18 protein-coding genes and 1 pseudogene are annotated in these 16,395 nt (G+C 64.6%); 9 read left to right on the plus strand and 10 right to left on the minus strand.

Annotated elements, in window-relative coordinates; all coding sequences use genetic code 11:
- Positions 1 to 58: 58 nt before the first annotated feature.
- The 8 genes and pseudogenes from QA640_RS07205 to QA640_RS07240 form a co-directional block, all read right to left on the minus strand.
- A complete protein-coding gene (locus tag QA640_RS07205) occupies positions 59 to 280 on the minus strand; it encodes a dodecin (RefSeq protein WP_027522131.1) in 222 nt (73 codons plus the stop codon).
- A 110-nt stretch (positions 281 to 390) separates the two neighbouring features.
- Entirely contained in the window at positions 391 to 1,683 is a 1,293-nt protein-coding gene (locus QA640_RS07210) for a glycosyltransferase family 87 protein (RefSeq protein WP_283040030.1), read from the minus strand.
- 84 nt (positions 1,684 to 1,767) lie between these two features.
- The gene (locus tag QA640_RS07215) at positions 1,768 to 1,962 is read right to left on the minus strand and encodes a hypothetical protein (RefSeq protein WP_283040031.1); all 195 of its coding nucleotides are present in this window, start codon (positions 1,960 to 1,962) and stop codon (positions 1,768 to 1,770) included.
- A gap of 172 nt (positions 1,963 to 2,134) precedes the next feature.
- The gene (locus QA640_RS07220) at positions 2,135 to 2,692 is read right to left on the minus strand and encodes an HNH endonuclease (RefSeq protein WP_080135068.1); all 558 of its coding nucleotides are present in this window, start codon (positions 2,690 to 2,692) and stop codon (positions 2,135 to 2,137) included.
- Between the two features lie 261 nt (positions 2,693 to 2,953).
- The gene (locus QA640_RS07225; RefSeq protein ID WP_283040032.1) at positions 2,954 to 3,925 is read right to left on the minus strand and encodes a peptidyl-alpha-hydroxyglycine alpha-amidating lyase family protein; all 972 of its coding nucleotides are present in this window, start codon (positions 3,923 to 3,925) and stop codon (positions 2,954 to 2,956) included.
- A gap of 81 nt (positions 3,926 to 4,006) precedes the next feature.
- Positions 4,007 to 4,276, minus strand: a pseudogene (locus QA640_RS07230) (monooxygenase); the annotation flags it as partial.
- Positions 4,277 to 4,601: 325 nt separating this feature from the next.
- Positions 4,602 to 5,687 (minus strand): DUF2855 family protein, encoded by a 1,086-nt coding sequence (locus QA640_RS07235; RefSeq protein WP_283040033.1) that lies wholly within the window; start codon positions 5,685 to 5,687, stop codon positions 4,602 to 4,604.
- Complete coding sequence (locus QA640_RS07240) at positions 5,684 to 6,424, minus strand: DNA-3-methyladenine glycosylase (RefSeq protein ID WP_283040034.1); 741 nt, start codon at positions 6,422 to 6,424, stop codon at positions 5,684 to 5,686. Before QA640_RS07240 ends, QA640_RS07235 begins: the two co-directional genes overlap by 4 nt.
- A gap of 178 nt (positions 6,425 to 6,602) precedes the next feature.
- On the opposite strand from QA640_RS07240, the gene gluQRS reads away from it, so the two are divergent.
- Together gluQRS and QA640_RS07250 are read left to right on the plus strand one after the other, a co-directional pair.
- Complete coding sequence (gene gluQRS, locus QA640_RS07245) at positions 6,603 to 7,475, plus strand: tRNA glutamyl-Q(34) synthetase GluQRS (RefSeq protein WP_283040035.1); 873 nt, start codon at positions 6,603 to 6,605, stop codon at positions 7,473 to 7,475.
- An 87-nt stretch (positions 7,476 to 7,562) separates the two neighbouring features.
- Positions 7,563 to 8,876: an ATP-binding protein gene (locus tag QA640_RS07250; RefSeq protein WP_283040036.1), complete on the plus strand. Its 1,314-nt coding sequence runs from the start codon at positions 7,563 to 7,565 to the stop codon at positions 8,874 to 8,876.
- On the opposite strand, the gene QA640_RS07255 is transcribed toward QA640_RS07250, so the two are convergent.
- Complete coding sequence (locus QA640_RS07255; protein WP_283040037.1) at positions 8,803 to 9,696, minus strand: YihY/virulence factor BrkB family protein; 894 nt, start codon at positions 9,694 to 9,696, stop codon at positions 8,803 to 8,805. The two genes, QA640_RS07250 and QA640_RS07255, sit on opposite strands and share 74 nt — an antisense overlap.
- A gap of 328 nt (positions 9,697 to 10,024) precedes the next feature.
- On the opposite strand from QA640_RS07255, the gene QA640_RS07260 reads away from it, so the two are divergent.
- The 6 genes from QA640_RS07260 to QA640_RS07285 all read left to right on the plus strand — a co-directional run bounded on the left by QA640_RS07260 (position 10,025) and on the right by QA640_RS07285 (position 14,121).
- Positions 10,025 to 10,222, plus strand: a complete 198-nt coding sequence (locus QA640_RS07260; RefSeq protein ID WP_283040038.1) for a twin transmembrane helix small protein — start codon at positions 10,025 to 10,027, stop codon at positions 10,220 to 10,222.
- 10 nt (positions 10,223 to 10,232) lie between these two features.
- A complete protein-coding gene (locus QA640_RS07265; protein ID WP_283040039.1) occupies positions 10,233 to 10,817 on the plus strand; it encodes a cob(I)yrinic acid a,c-diamide adenosyltransferase in 585 nt (194 codons plus the stop codon).
- A gap of 140 nt (positions 10,818 to 10,957) precedes the next feature.
- On the plus strand, positions 10,958 to 11,707 hold the full coding sequence (locus QA640_RS07270; protein ID WP_283040040.1) for an electron transfer flavoprotein subunit beta/FixA family protein: 750 nt from the start codon (positions 10,958 to 10,960) through the stop codon (positions 11,705 to 11,707).
- Positions 11,707 to 12,651 carry an FAD-binding protein gene (locus tag QA640_RS07275; protein WP_283040041.1) on the plus strand — a complete coding sequence of 315 codons (945 nt, stop codon included), beginning with the start codon at positions 11,707 to 11,709 and terminating at the stop codon, positions 12,649 to 12,651. Before QA640_RS07270 ends, QA640_RS07275 begins: the two co-directional genes overlap by 1 nt.
- A 191-nt stretch (positions 12,652 to 12,842) precedes the next feature.
- Positions 12,843 to 13,724, plus strand: a complete 882-nt coding sequence (locus QA640_RS07280) for a 3-hydroxybutyryl-CoA dehydrogenase (RefSeq protein WP_283042742.1) — start codon at positions 12,843 to 12,845, stop codon at positions 13,722 to 13,724.
- Positions 13,725 to 13,926: 202 nt separating this feature from the next.
- Positions 13,927 to 14,121: a hypothetical protein gene (locus QA640_RS07285; RefSeq protein WP_254098982.1), complete on the plus strand. Its 195-nt coding sequence runs from the start codon at positions 13,927 to 13,929 to the stop codon at positions 14,119 to 14,121.
- A gap of 9 nt (positions 14,122 to 14,130) precedes the next feature.
- Here QA640_RS07285 and QA640_RS07290 read toward each other — a convergent pair whose 3' ends face one another.
- A complete protein-coding gene (locus QA640_RS07290; RefSeq protein WP_283042743.1) occupies positions 14,131 to 14,802 on the minus strand; it encodes a TlpA disulfide reductase family protein in 672 nt (223 codons plus the stop codon).
- A gap of 135 nt (positions 14,803 to 14,937) precedes the next feature.
- Here QA640_RS07290 and argH point away from each other — a divergent pair, with 135 nt between their 5' ends.
- Complete coding sequence (gene argH / locus QA640_RS07295; protein ID WP_283040042.1) at positions 14,938 to 16,335, plus strand: argininosuccinate lyase; 1,398 nt, start codon at positions 14,938 to 14,940, stop codon at positions 16,333 to 16,335.
- Positions 16,336 to 16,395 lie beyond the last annotated feature (60 nt).

Consider the following 16,395-nt stretch of genomic DNA (forward strand, 5'->3'; position numbering starts at 1 on the left):
CGTGGAACGATGTTAACCACGCCGCGGCTCGCGCTGCGGCAGCGCCTTCTGCCCCCGCTCACGCCTCGAGCGTAAAGCCGACGCGCAGCGTGACCTGATAGTGGCGGACGGTGCCGTTCTCGATATGGCCGCGCGTCTGCACGACCTCGAACCATTTCATCTCGCGGATGGTTTTTGCAGCGCGGCTGATCGCGTTCTGGATCGCGTCCTCGATCGACTTTTCCGACGATCCGACCAGTTCCAGGATCTTGTAGACGTGATCCTTGTCTTGAGCGGGCATGACGAACCTCCATGAGAGTAGTGAGGCGCAAATCAGGGATGTGCCGTCGGAAGAGACTAAACTGCGCCTGAACGAAGTCTAGGGGGAACGCCCAGCCTGGCCGCAGGTTTCTAGTCGGGCACATGGAGGGCATTGCGCGGCAGGTGACCCATGCTGCCGTCATGAACGGCTGCCTCATCACGCAACAGCCATCGCAGCAGCAGCGCGAGCACGACCATCGAGGCAAAGCCGGCCATGGCTGGCGCAGCTTGCTGACCCGATGCCAGCGTCGATAGCACGAGCCCATAGGCGCCGGCCAGCAGGATCAGTCCGTACATCGCGCTGCGCTCGCGCGCCGACGCGATGTGGACAAGATCTGGAAGCGCGAGCGCGAGACCGATCGCCAGGATCGGGAGGTCATAGTCATAGGCATAGGGGCTGATCATGACCGAGGCCATCGCGGTGACACCAAGCGCGAAGCCAGGCGAGGGCCCGCGCAAGGCGCCGAGCACGACCGCAAGCAGCGCAAGCGCAGCAACAGCGATCTGTCCCGAGATGGCAGCCGTGGCGGGCATGCCGGCCGTATGCAGCGCCGCATAGGCCGAGATCATCCGGAAGAGCTGATAGACGCCCTGGTCGAGATAGCCCGCCGATTCCCGAACTGAGGCCATGAGTGCGGACCAGATCTGGGGTCCGAAAATCAGCGTGGAAACGAGCGAGCTCGCCAACACCACCATTGCGGCCACGGCAATCGCCGCGAAGCGGCGCGTCATCACGAGATAGACGCCGGCGGCGACGGCGAGATGCGGCTTGATGACCATCGCGCCGAGCGCAAGGCCTGCAAGCACCGGACGCTTCTGCAAGGCGAGACAGAACAGGCCGATCAGCGCGCCGGTGAGAAAGCCGTTCTGGCCGCAGCCGATCGTGACCGCGAGCGCGGGAAAGGAGATGATCAGGACTTGGGCGAAATTCTCTCGTGCGATCGCGCGCAGCGTGAGGAGATAGAGCGCGAGCGTTACCGTCGTGAACGATAGATACGCTGCTCCGACCGGCAGCAAAGCGAGTGGCGCAAGCAGCAGGTCGAATTGCGGCGGGTAGGTCCAGGGCATCACGCCGGTCGTGCCGCCGGCCGCATCTGCCTGCATCTTGGCGAAGGTCGCGAGCCGGTAGACCTCGCCGACATCGCCGAGCCAGACGCGCTGCGCCACGATGTGAAACGCGTCGAAATCGGCGAGCCCGCGAAAGTGCCAGGGACCGACGCGCGCGAACCACAACGTCTTGACGGCAACGATCGCCGCCAGCGCCGCGAGGATGATGCGCACATGAATCGCCCGCCGCGACGGCGAGGACTGAATCTGCTCCAGCGCTTCGGCAAGCATGATGATTTCGGGCCCGGTGGCGGCGTGCAGGACTGCATCGCCCATCAAGCCCGAGATTGCCGTGCGAGGCTTAAAGGATGGTAACGAACCGGAAAGGAGTTTGCGGCCTTGGGGCCCGAAAGGCGCGGCCTACCGGCCTTGCGATCGGGCCTCGCGCGCCCGCCGTTCCGCCCTGAGCCGTTCCATGTTGGAATACAGCGCCTTCTGCGCGGCCTCATGCTCGCGCATTGCCTGCTCCGCATCAGCGCGTCGCGCCTCGTCACGCGCCCTGCGCTCTTCAGGCGTGAGAATGCGGGGCGGGCGTACCGAATGATCGACTGTCATGGGAACATAACGCACGGCAGGTCGGCAGGTTCCCGTCACACGACGGCGCTCTCGAGCGAGCCCGACATCGCCGATAGATCCCGCCGGTGCTCGTTTGTCTTCGTGAATTCCACAGTCAGGCGACGGAAGGTCAAAGCTGGTTCTCCGCCAACACGAAAACGCAAGCGAGTCCCTACGGGTCCAGCTCCGTATCCCAGTAGAGATAATCCAGCCAGCTATCATGCAGATAGTTCGGCGGAAAGAGGCGGCCGTTGCGATGGAGCTGGTGCACGGTCGGCGCGAACGCCGCCTGCCTCGGAAACATCTTTGCCTGTGCCGGCGTGAGATTGCCCTTGCGTAAATTGCAGGGCGAACAGGCCGCGACCACGTTCTCCCAGGTGGTCTGGCCGCCTTTGCTGCGCGGAATGATGTGATCGAAGGTGAGGTCCTCGGGCGAGCCGCAATATTGGCAATTGAAGCGGTCGCGGAGGAAAACGTTGAAACGGGTAAAGGCAGGATGGGTGGTCGGCTTGACGAAGGATTTGAGCGAGACGACGCTCGGGAGCTGCATCTCTAATGTCGGACTTCGTACCGCCTGGTCGTAATGCGCGACAATGTTGACGCGATCGAGAAACACCGCCTTGATCGCGTCCTGCCACGACCAGAGGGACAGCGGGTAGTAACTCAGCGGCCGGAAGTCCGCATTCAGCACCAAGACCGGCCAACTGCCTTGCGAGACATGTGCGTTCAAGTAACGCTCCTGGCCTCCATATCGCTGCGAAGCAGCATATATTGACATACTACATGCAGCGTGACGGGATTGTGAAGCCCGTCGAGCGACTTATTCAGGCTGCCCGCGGGCGCAAATGGGCTGCAAAAAAGCCGCTATTGGGGAACGCGTCCCTGGCCCGAGGACCATCCAGGGGCGGCCCATGACTAGATCGTGGTGTTCCCGGACGGCAGCGCCACGATACGCTTGCGCGGTTCCTCGGCGAGCGCCTGGACGGCGGGATTACCGCACCCGCTCAAGCTTCTGCAGACACCGTCTGGCGCGCACCACCGCCGGCATCTCGTCGTCGGGAAAGCTCGTCTTCCAGTCGGTGACGCCGACCTCGCCGACATAGATGTCGCCCCGCGAGTCCAGTGCGATGCCGTGCGGCGCCAGAAACTTGCCGCTTTCGATGCCCGGGCCGTCCTCGCCGCCGAGCCTTGCAACGCGCTTGCCTTGCGCGTCCACAATCGACAACCTCGGTCCGAGATTGGGCACCTTGCGATTGACCGCCATGCCCGGGCCGAGCTCGCCGATCACGAAGGTCGGCTTCCTGCCACCGCAGCAGCACAGCGCACAGGGCCGGTGCAGGTTGTTCCACTGCGTCTCGTATCTGCCGTTGCCATCGAACACCTGGACGCGATGGTTCTCGCGGTCGGCGACGTAGACATAACCATCGGCATCGGTAGCGATGTTGTGCACGATGTTGAACTGCCCGGGATCGGTGCCGGGCTCGCCCCAGCTCATCATCAGCTTGCCGCTCGGGGTGAACTTGTGCACACGCGCGTTGCCGTAGCCGTCGGAGACGTAGATCTCGCCTTTCGGCGACAGCGCGGTGTGGGTGCAGCGGTGGAACGGATCGCCACTCATGAATGGCGCAGGTTTCTCGGGGATGCCGATCGTCAGCAGCACCTTGCCGTCGGTCGCGCATTTGCGCACGGTGTGATCGCCATCATCAGTGCAATAGAGATTGTCGTCGGCGTCGACATGCAGTCCATGCGCGCGGGTGAAGAGTCCTTCGCCCCAGCTCCGCAGGAAATTGCCCTTGCGGTCGAGCACCACCATAGGATGGGCGCCGCGGTTGAAGACGTAGATGCGGTCCTTGCTGTCGACCGCGACGGAAGCGACGTCGGAGAGCTGCCAGCCGTCCGGCAGTTTTGCCCAGTTCTCGACGACGCGATAACGATGCTCGCCCGAGCCGAGTATGGTTGGCATTGGTGTCCTCCTCTCAATATTCCGGGTTCGCGCGGACGCGCGCCCCCATTGGGCTCTTGCGCAATGTGGAATGACAACCGTTCATGGTCCGCGCACAACCAGCCCCAACATCCCTTGCTCGATCGCCTTGACCTGGAGCGCCAGGAATCTCGAATTGATCCGGCATTGCGCGAGGCTGCCGGCGATGAACCACAGGCCGGGCTGCTTCGTGCGCGCATACATGTTGCGCAGCTCAAAGCCGTCGCCAAAGCCCCAGATCGGGCCGACGCGGTCGGCTACGGCATCGCCGAACAGCTTTCGCACCAGATAGGCTTGCGGCTTGTAGCCGGTCGAGAGCACGATGAGGTCGGCGGGGATGCACGGTTGGGTCGCGGCCAGCGATCGTTTGCAGCTTCCAGCTCAGCGCCAGCACGTCGCGCCAGTAGCTTTCGGCCAGGAAGAGCTTATGCAGCGCGCCATGATCCGGTTCGCCAAGCGCCTGCTCGAACTGATCGAGCCAGGTTTGCGCGGACACAAGAATGTCCTTCGTCCTGTCCAGCATGCGCGACCTCGTGGCCGTCTTCGCGACGTTTCCTCGGGCGCATGATCCGGAAAAGCGTGCAGCGGTTTTCCGACGAGATCATGCTCCAACTATGGAGCTGGACGCTATACTGTTTTGACAGGCGCCAAAAGCCGACTATCCGAGCAGCGAGAGCATATGCCCCTGTTCGGGCGGAATGCGGCCCATGAGCGTATCGAGATAGACGCGCCGCACCGCGTCCGGTCCGCGGCTCTCGATCACGGTCAGGCATTTTTCCAGCAGCGGTGCAAAACCCGACCACGCCGCGCCAAAGCGCTGGTCGATGCCGCCGGGGCCCCAATCCTTCGCGCGCTTGCGGATATGGTCGGGCGCGAAGAACCAGCGCGGCTTTGCACCGGGTAGGATGCCCTTGTCGGCGTCGGTGGCGCGATGCGTCAGGCCGACGCGCACCGAGCATGCCATGCAGTCGTCGAAATGGTGGTGCAACTCGGCCCGCAACGCGCTGCTGCCGGCCATGTCGACGAAGGCGACCGGCGCGTCCGTCGGCAGCGAACTGACGCGATCATAGCTGATGACGTCGTCGTAGCAGGGCAGCGAGCCGACGAAGCCGGTGTTGCGCGCCGAAGTCAGTCCGATCACCTTGCGGCCGCGGCTGTGCAAGAGATGCGCGAGCCCGAACGCGGTCTTGCTGGAGGCGCTCGAGAGCAGCACGCTGCGCGCGCCAAAGTCGTCGTTCTCGGCGAGGAAGTCGTCGACCAGGAACGACAGCATGAACAGCGGCCGGAGCAGCGCCTGAAGATCGCCCTGATGCCCGGCAAAGGCGGGATCGCCGGTGACGCGGGAATAGATGTTGTAGACCGGCGACACCTGCTTGCGATGCTCGGCGCCGTCGCGTAGCGCGCGCTTGCTGACGTCCGTGGCCTCGATGACGAGATGGGTCGCCATCGGGAAAGAGCCGAACAGCCGCTCACCCACAGCGACGTTCGGATGGTTGGAGGCAATGACTTCGCCAAAGCCCCACACCGGTATGTTGCCGAAGCCCTGCGGCGCCGGAAAGATCTGCCAGTATTTCAGCTCGTCGCCCATCACGGCATAGGTGATGTTGTTGGCGGTGAACGCGAAGCGCTCGACCCTCACCAAAAGCGAATCCACGGGTAGTGCGGCTGGGTCTGGAATTGCGGTCTCGACCAGCTTGCACTGCTCGAGGTGGCTGCGCGCAACGACGAAGTCGGTCGATGTCATGGTGAAGGTCCCGGCTTTTTCCGTACCGGCATCTTCTCTTTCACCGTCGTGCGCTTTGCAACAGCAACATTGTTTAAAACGACGTTCGTCTCTCCGGCGATGATGCCTTCGCGTTTCTTGACCGCGCGATAGTAGCTCCACCACAGATGCGCAGCCGCGCCGCGCAGGGGACGCCAGGGTTCGGCGAGTGGCGCCATCTGCTTCTCGGTGGGGCGCGTCTTCAAGCCCAGCCCGATGCGGATGCCCTCCTGCACGGCGAGATCGCCGGCGGGCCAGGCATCGCCGTGTCCGAGGCAGAACAGCAGATAGACATCGGCGGTCCACGGCCCGATGCCGGGCAGCGCAATCAGCGTGTGATGCGCGGCGTCTGCGTCCTCCTCGGCGAGCACGTCGAGGTTCAGCCGTTCGGCCGCGACCTCGCGCGCGAGATGTTTCAGCGTCTTGATCTTGGCGGCCGACAGGCCAAGCCGTCCGAGCCGGTCGGCGCGCGCGCGGCGTACGGCGTCATGGTCGAATGGATCGAAGGCGGCGGAGAGTCGGCCCCAGATCGCGCCGGCGCTCGCGGTCGAGAGCTGCTGGCCGCAGACGATATGGGCAAGCCCCACAAAGCCCGGCTCGCGCCGCCGCAGGCTCGGCATGCCCGCGATCTCCAGCACGGGTTTGAGCCGCGAATCGCGCCTGACCAGCGTGTGGACGGCCTCGTCGAGATCGGACTGGGTTTCGAGGTGGATGGTCATGGCTGCTCAACTCGTCATGCGCGGGCTTGCCGTCTCTGCTATGGCTACGCCGGCCCAACACCGAGAAGCCCGCCGAAGCCTTCGTCGTAGGCGGGACCCGCGCATCCATCTCATATCGTAACAGAGTCATGGAAGATGGATTGCCGGGTCAAGTCCGGCAATGACGAGTACCCCGAGAATGACGCCACCCGTTTTCCGATTTGCCCCCAGCCCGAACGGCCATCTCCATCTCGGACATGCCTTCTCCGCACTGCTGAACTTCGATCGTGCGCGCGAGACGGGCGGGCGCTTCCTGCTGCGCATCGAGGACATCGACGCGACGCGCTGCCGGCCGGAGTTCGAGGCAGCGATCTACGAGGACCTTGCCTGGCTGGGGATGAGCTGGGAGACGCCCGTGCGGCGGCAGTCCGAGCATCTTGCGGCCTATCGCGCTGCGCTGGACAGGCTCACGGCGCTTGGCCTCGTCTATCCCGCCTTCGAAAGCCGCGCCGAGATCGTAAAGTTGGTGATGCAGCGCGAGGCTGATCAACCCTGGCCGCGCGACCCCGATGGCGCGCCGCATTATCCGGGCACCGCGAAATCGCTCGCCGCCGAGGACCGCGCGCGGTTGATCTCAGCCGGCGCGCCATATGCGCTGCGGCTCGACATGGTTGCCGCTTGCCGCCGCGTGGCGGACCTCATCTGGCGCGAAGATGGCGAGGGGCCCGCGGGCGAGCAGGGCAGCATTTCTGCCCAACCGCAGGCCTGGGGCGACGTCATCCTCGCGCGCAAGGAGACGCCGACCAGCTATCACCTGTCGGTCGTCGTCGACGATGCGCTGCAAGGGGTGAGTGAGGTGGTGCGCGGTCAGGACCTGTTTCACGCCACGTCGGTCCACCGCCTACTCCAGGAACTGCTCGGCCTGCCCGCGCCGGTCTATCGCCACCACCGGCTGATTTGCGATACGGCTGGGCAAAAGCTCTCCAAATCAAGTAGCGCCACGGGTTTGCGCGACCTGCGTGCGGCGGGAGCGCGCCCTGCCGACATCCGCGCTTTGGTGGGATTACATTAAGTTTCTCTGGGGTTTAGCAAAACGCCTCCGTGACTCCCTGGGCCCCGCCGTGCCATGCTGACTGCGAGCCGGGGTTCAAGGGGAAACATGGCGGCGAAAACGCGCTCAGCGCGCACTACGCGGTCGTCAAAGCGGCGGTTGCCCAAGGCGGGTGCCAAGGCGCGTGCTAAGACGCGCCCTAAGCCGCGTGCCGCACGTAAGCGCAGCGCCAAGGTGAGCGCCGCGGTGGACGTGGTCCAGGCCGCGCTCGCGGCCTTTGCCCATGAGGTCCGCACCCCCCTGACCGGAATCCTCGCGATCAGCGATCTGCTCGCGACCTCGGACCTTGGCGAGCGCGAGCGCCGCTGGGCCGATACCATCAAGGCCGGTGCAGAGCATCTTGCGAGCCTCGCGACCCTGTTCGTCGATGCCGCCAAGACCGCCAAGGGCGTCGGTGGCCTCGGCCAGGATCTGTTCGACCTGCGCGCGCTCGCGCGCACCGCCGGCGACTCGCTTGCGGGCCGGGCCGCCGCCAAGGGGTTGCAGGCCCAGGTCGACATCTCGCCAAAGCTTCCCGCGCTCGTGGTCGGCGATCCCGTCCGCCTGCGGGCAGCGCTGGAAAACCTGATCGACAACGCCGTGAAGTTCACGGAGCAGGGCGGCATCGCGCTCTCGGTCACGCCATGGCCAATCGCCAAAGGCAAGGATAAGGCCAAGGAAAAGGCCAAGAACAAGACAACGTACAAGACCGGCGTCGCCTTCGCGGTGTCCGACAGCGGCATCGGGCTGACCATGGCCGAGATCAAACGGCTGTTCCGCCCATTCTCGCAGGCCAATGTCACCATCGCCTCGCGCTTCGGCGGCGCCGGGCTCGGGCTGTCATCGGTGAAGCAGCTTGCGCGCGCGATGGGCGGCGACATCACGGTCGCGCCGCGGCGCGGTGGTGGCGCCACCTTCACCTTGACGGTCTCCCTGACCCCGGCCAAGGCCGAGAAATCCGCCAGGTCAGCGGTGCGCAACGGTCGCGGGGACGATGCGGCGGCGGGCTTGCGCGTGCTCAGCGTCGAGGACAATCCGTTCGGCCGCGTCGTGCTCAACACCATACTGACCGAGCTCGGCCATCATGCGGAGTTCATCGGTCGCGGCGAGGACGCGGAAAACCGCCTTGTGCAAGGCAGTTTCGATGCGGTGCTGATGGACATGGTGCTGCCGGGCATCGATGGCATCGAGGCGATCAAACGGATCCGCACGATGTGTCCGCCGCTCGGTCGGATCCCGATCATCGGTATCTCCGGCCGCGGCGAGGACGAGACGGCCTCGCGCGAGGCCGGCGCCGACGCCTTCCTGGTCAAGCCCGTGTCTCCGCGTGCGCTAGCGACTGCGCTGCTTGAAGCGACACGCCGTGAGGAAGCCGCGACTTGATGATCGCGGCGTTGAGCTCGCCACCATAGACGAAGATCGCGGCGATGAAATACAAAAACACCAGCGCGATGATCACCGAGGCGAGCCCGGCATACATCGTCACGTAGTTGTTGGCGAAGCGCGCCAGATATTGCCCGAACACGATGCCCGAAATCAGCGACGCCACCATCGTGAAGACGATGCCGGGCAGGATCTGGAGGAAGCCACGCCGCCCTGCCGGTAGCCAGGCGTGCAGGATGAACAGCGCCACGATCAGCGCGCCGATGGTGATGCCGTAGCGCACCCAGGTCAGGATGCTCTCGTTGGATTCGACGATGAGAGGAATGTGCCGCCGCGCCGCCTCGATGAGCAGCGGCCCCAGCACGATCAGGAACGCCATGGCGAGGGCGGTGAAGGCCGCGACCAGGGTGTAGCCGATCGATTCCAGTCGCAGCCAGTACCAGCGCCGCATCTCGACCACCGCATAGGCGCGGTTGAGCGCGACCCGCAAGGCCTCGACGCCGTTCGAGGCAAAATAGACCGACAGCCCGGCGCCGATGGTCAGCACGTCGGTGCGGGTCGTGGTCAGCACGTCGTGCACCTCGCCCGAAATGGAATCGGCGACCTGCTTGGGCCAGACCTGAAGCATCAGCCCCGCAGCCTGGTCGGCGAGCTCCTTGGAGCCGAAGAAGCCCGCCAGCGAGGTCAGCACGATGAGGAAGGGGAACAGCGCCATCAGCGTCGACAGCGCGATATGGCTCGCGATCGCCCAGCCGTCGTCGGCCAGGAACGTGTAGAACGCGTCCATCACGACGAGGTAGAGGTAACGGACCTGCCTCACTTCATTCCCCGGCGCTGCTCTGTTCTCTCCCCGCTTGCGGCCCGGATTCGCCTCGCACCGCGTGCGGGGAGAGGCCGACGCGCGGTACGCGCGGCGGGTGAGGGGGGCTCTCCGCGGGGACGGCGACAGTTGGGCTCGCGGAGACTTCCCCTCACCCGGAATCCGCGCCGCGCGCGCAGTCCGGCCACTCCCCGCTTGCGGGGAGAGGCGAAGGGCGCAGGCGACTGACGCAGGCCAGAATTCATCCGTCTAGCTTCTGATATTATTGGCCTAAAAGCCAGATCGCGACGTGATGGCGGAGCGGCGAACACAATGTTATCTACCCCCAATGGCACCCTTCCTGAGTTCTTTCATCCTTCCGGTGGCTGTCGGCGCCGTGGCGCTGGTGCTGCTGCTCGGTCTCGTCAACATGATGCGCGGCGGCTCGCCCAACACCTCGCAAAAGCTGATGCGGCTGCGCGTGCTGTTTCAGTTCGTGGCGATCGTCATCGCCATGCTTGCGGTCTGGGCGATGGGCCAGCGCTGAAGAGGCAAACATGGTTGTTCTCAACCGTATCTACACCCGTACCGGTGACGACGGCACGACCGCGCTCGGCTCCGGCGAGCGCCGTCCAAAATATGATCTGCGGATCGAGGCCTATGGCACCGTCGACGAGACCAATGCCGCGATCGGCGTGGTGCGTTTGCACACCAAGGACTGGCCTGAGCTGGATGCGATGCTCGGCCGGATCCAGAACGACCTGTTCGATCTCGGCGCCGACCTCGCGGTACCCGAGCGCCAAGAAAAGAACGCCGCCAAGGCCGAGCGGTTGCGGGTCGTGGCGAGCCAGGTCGTGCGGCTCGAGCGCGACATCGACGCGCTGAACGAAAAGCTCGCCCCGCTCACCTCCTTCGTGTTGCCGGGCGGAACCCCGGCTGCGGCCCATCTCCATGTCGCGCGCACGATATGCCGCAGGGCGGAACGTGTGATGGTGGAACTCGCTGCGCTGCCGGACGAGTCGGTTGGGGCAGCTGGCATCCAATATATGAACCGCCTGTCGGATTTCCTGTTTGTCGCGAGCCGTGCGGCCAATCATAATGGCGCTGGCGACGTGCTCTGGGTGCCGGGCCAGAACCGCTAGGCAAACCGCCAGGCAGACCGTCAAGATTGGCTCGCAAAGCCAATTTTTGGGCCTCCGCGCGCGTTGACCGGACTGGGCCGGGCCATTAGGTTCCGCGCCAGTTGATAACCCCCCTCGAGAATTCAAGTGAAAGAGGATCGATGAAGGTCTTAGTGCCGGTAAAGCGGGTGGTCGATTACAACGTCAAGGTCCGCGTCAAGGGCGATGGATCGGGCGTTGAACTCGCCAACGTCAAGATGTCGATGAATCCGTTCGATGAAATCGCGGTCGAGGAAGCGCTGCGGCTGAAGGAAGGCGGCAAGGCCACCGAGGTCGTAGTGGTCTCCATTGGACCGGCGCAGGCGTCGGAGACGATCCGCACCGGTCTTGCCATGGGTGCCGATCGCGGCATCCTGGTGAAGGCGGAGGGCAATGTGGAGCCGCTTGCGGTCGCCAAGATCCTGAAGAAGGTTGCGGAAGAAGAGCAGCCGGGCCTGATCATTCTGGGCAAGCAGGCGATCGACGACGACAGCAACCAGACCGGCCAGATGCTGGCCGCGCTGCTCGGCTGGTCGCAGGCGACGTTTGCCTCCAAGCTCGAGGTCGAAGGGGCCGACTTCAAGGTCACGCGCGAGGTCGACGGCGGCCTCCAGACAGTGAAGCTGAAGGGACCGGCGATCGTCACCACCGATCTCCGCCTCAACGAGCCGCGCTATGCCTCGCTGCCCAACATCATGAAGGCGAAGAAGAAGCCGATCGCGGAGAAGACCGTCGCCGATTTCGGCGTCGACGTCACCGCGCGCCTTGAAGTTCTCAAGACGACGGAGCCACCGGGCCGCAAGGCCGGCGTCAAGGTCAAGGACGTCGCCGAGCTGGTGTCGAAACTCAAGAACGAAGCCGGGGTGCTCTGATGACGACGCTTCTGATTGCCGAACACGACAACGCGTCGCTCAAGGACGCGACTAACAAGTCCCTGACGGCGGCCGCCGCCCTCGGCGCCGATGTCGACGTGCTGGTCGCCGGCCAGAACGCCAAGGGCGCGGCGGACGCCGCCGCAAAGCTCAGTGGTGTGAAGAAGGTGCTGCTCGCGGAGGGCGACGTCTATGCGCACGATCTCGCCGAGCCGCTGGCCGCGCTGATCGTCTCGCTGGCGTCCGGCTATGACGCGATCGTCGCGCCCGCGACCTCGCGCTTCAAGAACGTGATGCCGCGCGTCGCAGCCTTGCTCGACGTCATGCAGGTCTCGGAGATCATCAAGGTCGTCGCGCCCGACACCTTCGAGCGGCCGATCTATGCCGGCAACGCCATCCAGACGGTGAAGTCGAAGGACGCCAAGAAGGTCATCACGGTGCGCACCTCGACCTTCGCGGCTGCGCCGGCCGGTGGCAGCGCGAGCGTCGAGAGCGTCGCGGCGGCGGCTGATCCGGGCCTGTCGTCCTTCATCGGCGAGGAAGTCGCCAAAAGCGACCGCCCCGAGCTGACCTCGGCGAAAATCATCGTCTCCGGTGGCCGCGCCATGCAGAGCCGGGAAAACTTTGCAAAGTACATCGAGCCGCTCGCCGACAAGCTGGGCGCCGGTGTCGGTGCCTCGCGCGCGGCGGTCGACGCCGGCTATGCGCCAAACGACTGGCAGGTCGGCCAGACCGGCAAGGTCGTGGCTCCCGAGCTCTATGTCGCCATCGGCATCTCCGGCGCGATCCAGCATCTCGCCGGCATGAAGGACTCCAAGGTGATCGTGGCGATCAACAAGGACGAGGATGCGCCGATCTTCCAGGTCGCCGACTACGGCCTGGTCGCCGACCTCTACCAGGCGGTTCCTGAGCTCACGGCCGAACTCGGCAAGCTCGGCAAGTAAAACACCGTAAAAACACCGGCCGGATGTCCTGTCTCCGGCCGGTGTTTCATTTCTGAGGCGCTTTCTTTCGCGGGGGCACGCGGAAGGGCGCGATCCAATCTAGGTTTCGAGCCCGGGTTCTGATTAAATCGAATCCCCGGCTCACGGGGGATAGGCAGGGCGCGGCAATCCGCGCCGTTCCGGTGGATGACATTATGGCAGAGATCAAGAAGGTCGGCGTGATCGGCGCGGGGCAGATGGGTAATGGCATCGCCCATGTCGCGGCGCTGGCCGGTTTCGACGTGGTGCTCAACGACGTCTCGGCCGACCGTTTGAAGTCGGGCATGGCCACCATCAATGGTAATCTGTTGCGCCAGGTTTCCAAGAAGGCCGTCAGCGAGGACGACAAGGCCAAGGCGCTGTCGCGCATCACGCTCGCCGAGAAGCTCGATGACCTCGCCGACTGCGACCTCGTGATCGAGACCGCGGTCGAAAAGGAGGAGGTCAAGCGCAAGATCTTCCACGAACTCTGCGCGGTCTTGAAGCCCGAGGCAATCGTCGCCTCCGACACTTCCTCGATCTCGATCACCCGCCTCGCCGCTGCCACCGACCGCCCCGAGCGCTTCATCGGCATTCATTTCATGAATCCGGTGCCGCTGATGGAGCTGGTCGAGCTGATCCGCGGCATCGCCACCGACGATTCCACCTTCGAGGCCGCCAAAGGGTTCGTCGCCAGGCTCGGCAAGCAGGTCGCGGTCTCCGAGGATTTCCCGGCCTTCATCGTCAACCGCATTCTGTTGCCGATGATCAACGAGGCGATCTACACGCTCTATGAAGGCGTCGGAAACGTCGAGGCGATCGACGCGGCGATGAAGCTGGGCGCCCATCATCCGATGGGCCCGCTGGAGCTGGCCGATTTCATCGGCCTCGACACCTGCCTCTCCATCATGCAGGTGCTTCATGAGGGGCTGGCCGACTCAAAGTACCGCCCATGCCCGCTGCTGGTGAAATACGTCGAAGCGGGCTGGCTCGGCCGCAAGACGCAGCGCGGCTTCTACGACTACCGCGGCGCCAAGCCGGTCCCGACGAGATAAGGCAGTCACGTTCCTCGGACGCTGCGCACGAAGCGATGCGCAGCAGAGCCGGGGCCCAGGAGCCGCGTGCTCGAAGGCGGGGGTCCTGGCTCGGCGTCGCGTCATTTCATGCCGCGCCGCGTGCGGGACACGATGGCGTCCGAAGTCTCCACCTTGCGTTAACCCATCGCCCCTAGGCTGCCGCCCGTATGAGGGAATGCCTATGGACATGATGGCGATGGTGAGCAGCATGCTGACCGCTCAGCAGGGCGCGTTGCAGTCGAACATCGCGGCGACCGTGACGAAGCAGAACATGGACGCGGAGAAATCCGCCGTCCTGACGCTGCTCGGCGCCGGCCAACCCTCGCTCGCCAATGTCGGCGCCGGCATCGGCAATAATCTCAACGTTACGGCCTGAAATCACCGCCTAGAGCGACGCGGCGGCCGGCTTCACCGCGGCCTGGATCAGCTTCAACGCGTCGTTGCTCGACCATTCGGCAGGACCGGCAATGGTCGCGATCTCGCAACCCTGCGGGTCGACCAGGATCGATGTCGGCATGCCAAGGGCCCGGCCTATTGTCTTAAGGTCTTGGAAAACCTTGGCTTTCTGGTCGTTGAAATAGCCGAGGCGAATCAGGCCTGCCTCTTTCAGAAAATTCTTGGGCTTCTCCGGATCGCGCGTATCGATGTTGATCGCCACAACCTGGAAATTCTCGCTACCCAGCGTGTCCTGGAGCCCTTCCAGAGCCGGCATCTCCTTCCGGCAGGGCACGCACCAGGTCGCCCAGAGGTTCACCAGCACCGTCTTGCCGCGGAAGTCGGAGAGCCTTTTCGGCTTGCCGTCGGCGTCCTGGAAGGTGAGGTCCGGCAGCTTTAACGGCGTGGTCGCCATGGTCAGCGCGGCCACTTCGCCATGGGCGAGCGGCGCGATCCTGCTGGCGGTCTGGACCGCGGCGCGGCAGGTCGGATCGCCCGCCGGCCCCCGTTTCAGGCCCAACCCGTACAGCGCGCCAAAGCCGACCAGGCCTCCGACCACCACGGTGGCGATCACCAGCGGGATCCGGCGCGTGGCAGACCGCGCTTTCCGTTGGTCGAGCATATCGTTGGGGTCGAGCATATCGTTTGTCATCCGGTCGCAGATATGGCTATCAGGGGCCTCTTAATACGGCTGGCTCCGGCCAGCAAACGTGCGGCACGGGCTGCGCAGCGAAAAGCAAGGCGTGAGCAGGGGATCATGAGCAACAAGATGTGGGGCGGCCGGTTCTCGGAACGTCCCGACGAGATCATGGAGGAAATCAACGTCTCCATCGACGTCGATCGCCACCTCTTCGCCCAGGACATTGCCGCGTCCAAGGCCCATGCTGCGATGCTCGCCGCTCAAGGCATCATCACGGCCTCTGATGCGAAAAATATCGGCAAGGGTCTAGACACGATTTTGTCAGAGATCGGCAAGGGCGGCTTCGCGTTCAAGCGCGCGCTCGAGGACATCCATATGAATGTCGAGAGCCGGTTGTCCGAGCTGATCGGCCCCGCCGCCGGCCGCCTGCACACCGCGCGCTCGCGCAACGACCAGGTCGCGACCGACTTCCGCCTTTATGTCCGCGATGTCATTGACGGCACCGACGCCGCTCTCGCCGCGTTCCAGGAGGCGTTGGTGGAACGCGCGCTGGAACATGCCGCCACCGTCATGCCCGGCTTCACGCATCTCCAGACTGCGCAGCCTGTCACCTTCGGCCACCATCTGCTCGCCTATGTCGAGATGGCCGCGCGCGACCGCGGCCGCTTTCAGGATGCCCGCAAGCGGCTCAATGAATCTCCCCTCGGTGCCGCAGCGCTCGCTGGTACCTCGTTCCCGATCGACCGCCACGCCACTGCGAAAGCGCTGCGCTTCGACCGGCCGATGGCGAATTCGCTCGATGCGGTCTCCGACCGCGACTTCGTCCTGGAGACGCTGTCGGCGGCCTCGATCTGTGCCGTGCACATGTCGCGCTTTGCGGAAGAAATCGTGATCTGGACCTCGCCGCTCGTCGGCCTGATCCGCCTCAGCGACAAGTTCACCACCGGCTCCTCGATCATGCCGCAGAAGCGCAATCCCGACGCCGCCGAGCTCGTGCGCGCCAAGACGGGGCGCGTCATCGGCGCGCTCAATGGCCTCTTGATCGTGATGAAGGGCCTGCCGCTCGCCTATCAAAAGGACATGCAGGAGGACAAGCAGGGCGCCATGGAGGGCCTTGCCGCGCTGTCGCTCGCGATCCGCGCCATGACCGGTATGGTCCGCGACCTCGTGCCGGATGAAGCCAAGATGAAAGCGGCGGCCGGCGAGGGCTACGCCACCGCCACCGACCTTGCCGACTGGCTGGTGCGGGCGCTGAAAATGCCGTTCCGCGACGCCCATCACGTCACCGGCCGCATCGTGGCGCAAGCCGCCAAGGACGGCATTGCGCTGCACGAGCTCCCGCTCAAGGACATGCAGGCGATCGAGCCGAAGATCACGAAGGACGTGCTCGGCGTGCTCTCGGTCGAATCGTCGGTGAAGAGCCGCACCAGCTTTGGCGGCACCGCGCCGAAGAATGTGGCGGCGCAGGCCAAGGCCTGGGCGAAGCGCTTGGAAAAAGAGCGAAAATCGGGCTGAGGGCAAAATTTCGCTTGTTTTTCATGGCCATCCGGCTCTCGCCAGAGCGCGCCAATCTCT

Origin of the sequence: Bradyrhizobium sp. CB82, from assembly GCF_029714405.1 — a bacterium.
Classification (GTDB): domain Bacteria; phylum Pseudomonadota; class Alphaproteobacteria; order Rhizobiales; family Xanthobacteraceae; genus Bradyrhizobium.

Excerpts from the sequence above, each read along its gene's own strand:
- QA640_RS07205 (WP_027522131.1), bottom strand. The coding sequence starts at position 280 with ATGCCCGCTCAAGACAAGGATCACGTCTACAAGATCCTGGAACTGGTC.
- QA640_RS07210 (WP_283040030.1), bottom strand. The coding sequence starts at position 1,683 with ATGGGCGATGCAGTCCTGCACGCCGCCACCGGGCCCGAAATCATCATG.
- QA640_RS07215 (WP_283040031.1), bottom strand. The coding sequence starts at position 1,962 with ATGACAGTCGATCATTCGGTACGCCCGCCCCGCATTCTCACGCCTGAA.
- QA640_RS07225 (WP_283040032.1), bottom strand. The coding sequence starts at position 3,925 with ATGCCAACCATACTCGGCTCGGGCGAGCATCGTTATCGCGTCGTCGAG.
- QA640_RS07235 (WP_283040033.1), bottom strand. The coding sequence starts at position 5,687 with ATGACATCGACCGACTTCGTCGTTGCGCGCAGCCACCTCGAGCAGTGC.
- QA640_RS07240 (WP_283040034.1), bottom strand. The coding sequence starts at position 6,424 with ATGACCATCCACCTCGAAACCCAGTCCGATCTCGACGAGGCCGTCCAC.
- gluQRS (WP_283040035.1), top strand. The coding sequence starts at position 6,603 with ATGACGCCACCCGTTTTCCGATTTGCCCCCAGCCCGAACGGCCATCTC.
- QA640_RS07250 (WP_283040036.1), top strand. The coding sequence starts at position 7,563 with ATGGCGGCGAAAACGCGCTCAGCGCGCACTACGCGGTCGTCAAAGCGG.
- QA640_RS07260 (WP_283040038.1), top strand. The coding sequence starts at position 10,025 with ATGGCACCCTTCCTGAGTTCTTTCATCCTTCCGGTGGCTGTCGGCGCC.
- QA640_RS07265 (WP_283040039.1), top strand. The coding sequence starts at position 10,233 with ATGGTTGTTCTCAACCGTATCTACACCCGTACCGGTGACGACGGCACG.
- QA640_RS07270 (WP_283040040.1), top strand. The coding sequence starts at position 10,958 with ATGAAGGTCTTAGTGCCGGTAAAGCGGGTGGTCGATTACAACGTCAAG.
- QA640_RS07275 (WP_283040041.1), top strand. The coding sequence starts at position 11,707 with ATGACGACGCTTCTGATTGCCGAACACGACAACGCGTCGCTCAAGGAC.
- QA640_RS07285 (WP_254098982.1), top strand. The coding sequence starts at position 13,927 with ATGGACATGATGGCGATGGTGAGCAGCATGCTGACCGCTCAGCAGGGC.
- QA640_RS07290 (WP_283042743.1), bottom strand. The coding sequence starts at position 14,802 with ATGCTCGACCAACGGAAAGCGCGGTCTGCCACGCGCCGGATCCCGCTG.
- argH (WP_283040042.1), top strand. The coding sequence starts at position 14,938 with ATGAGCAACAAGATGTGGGGCGGCCGGTTCTCGGAACGTCCCGACGAG.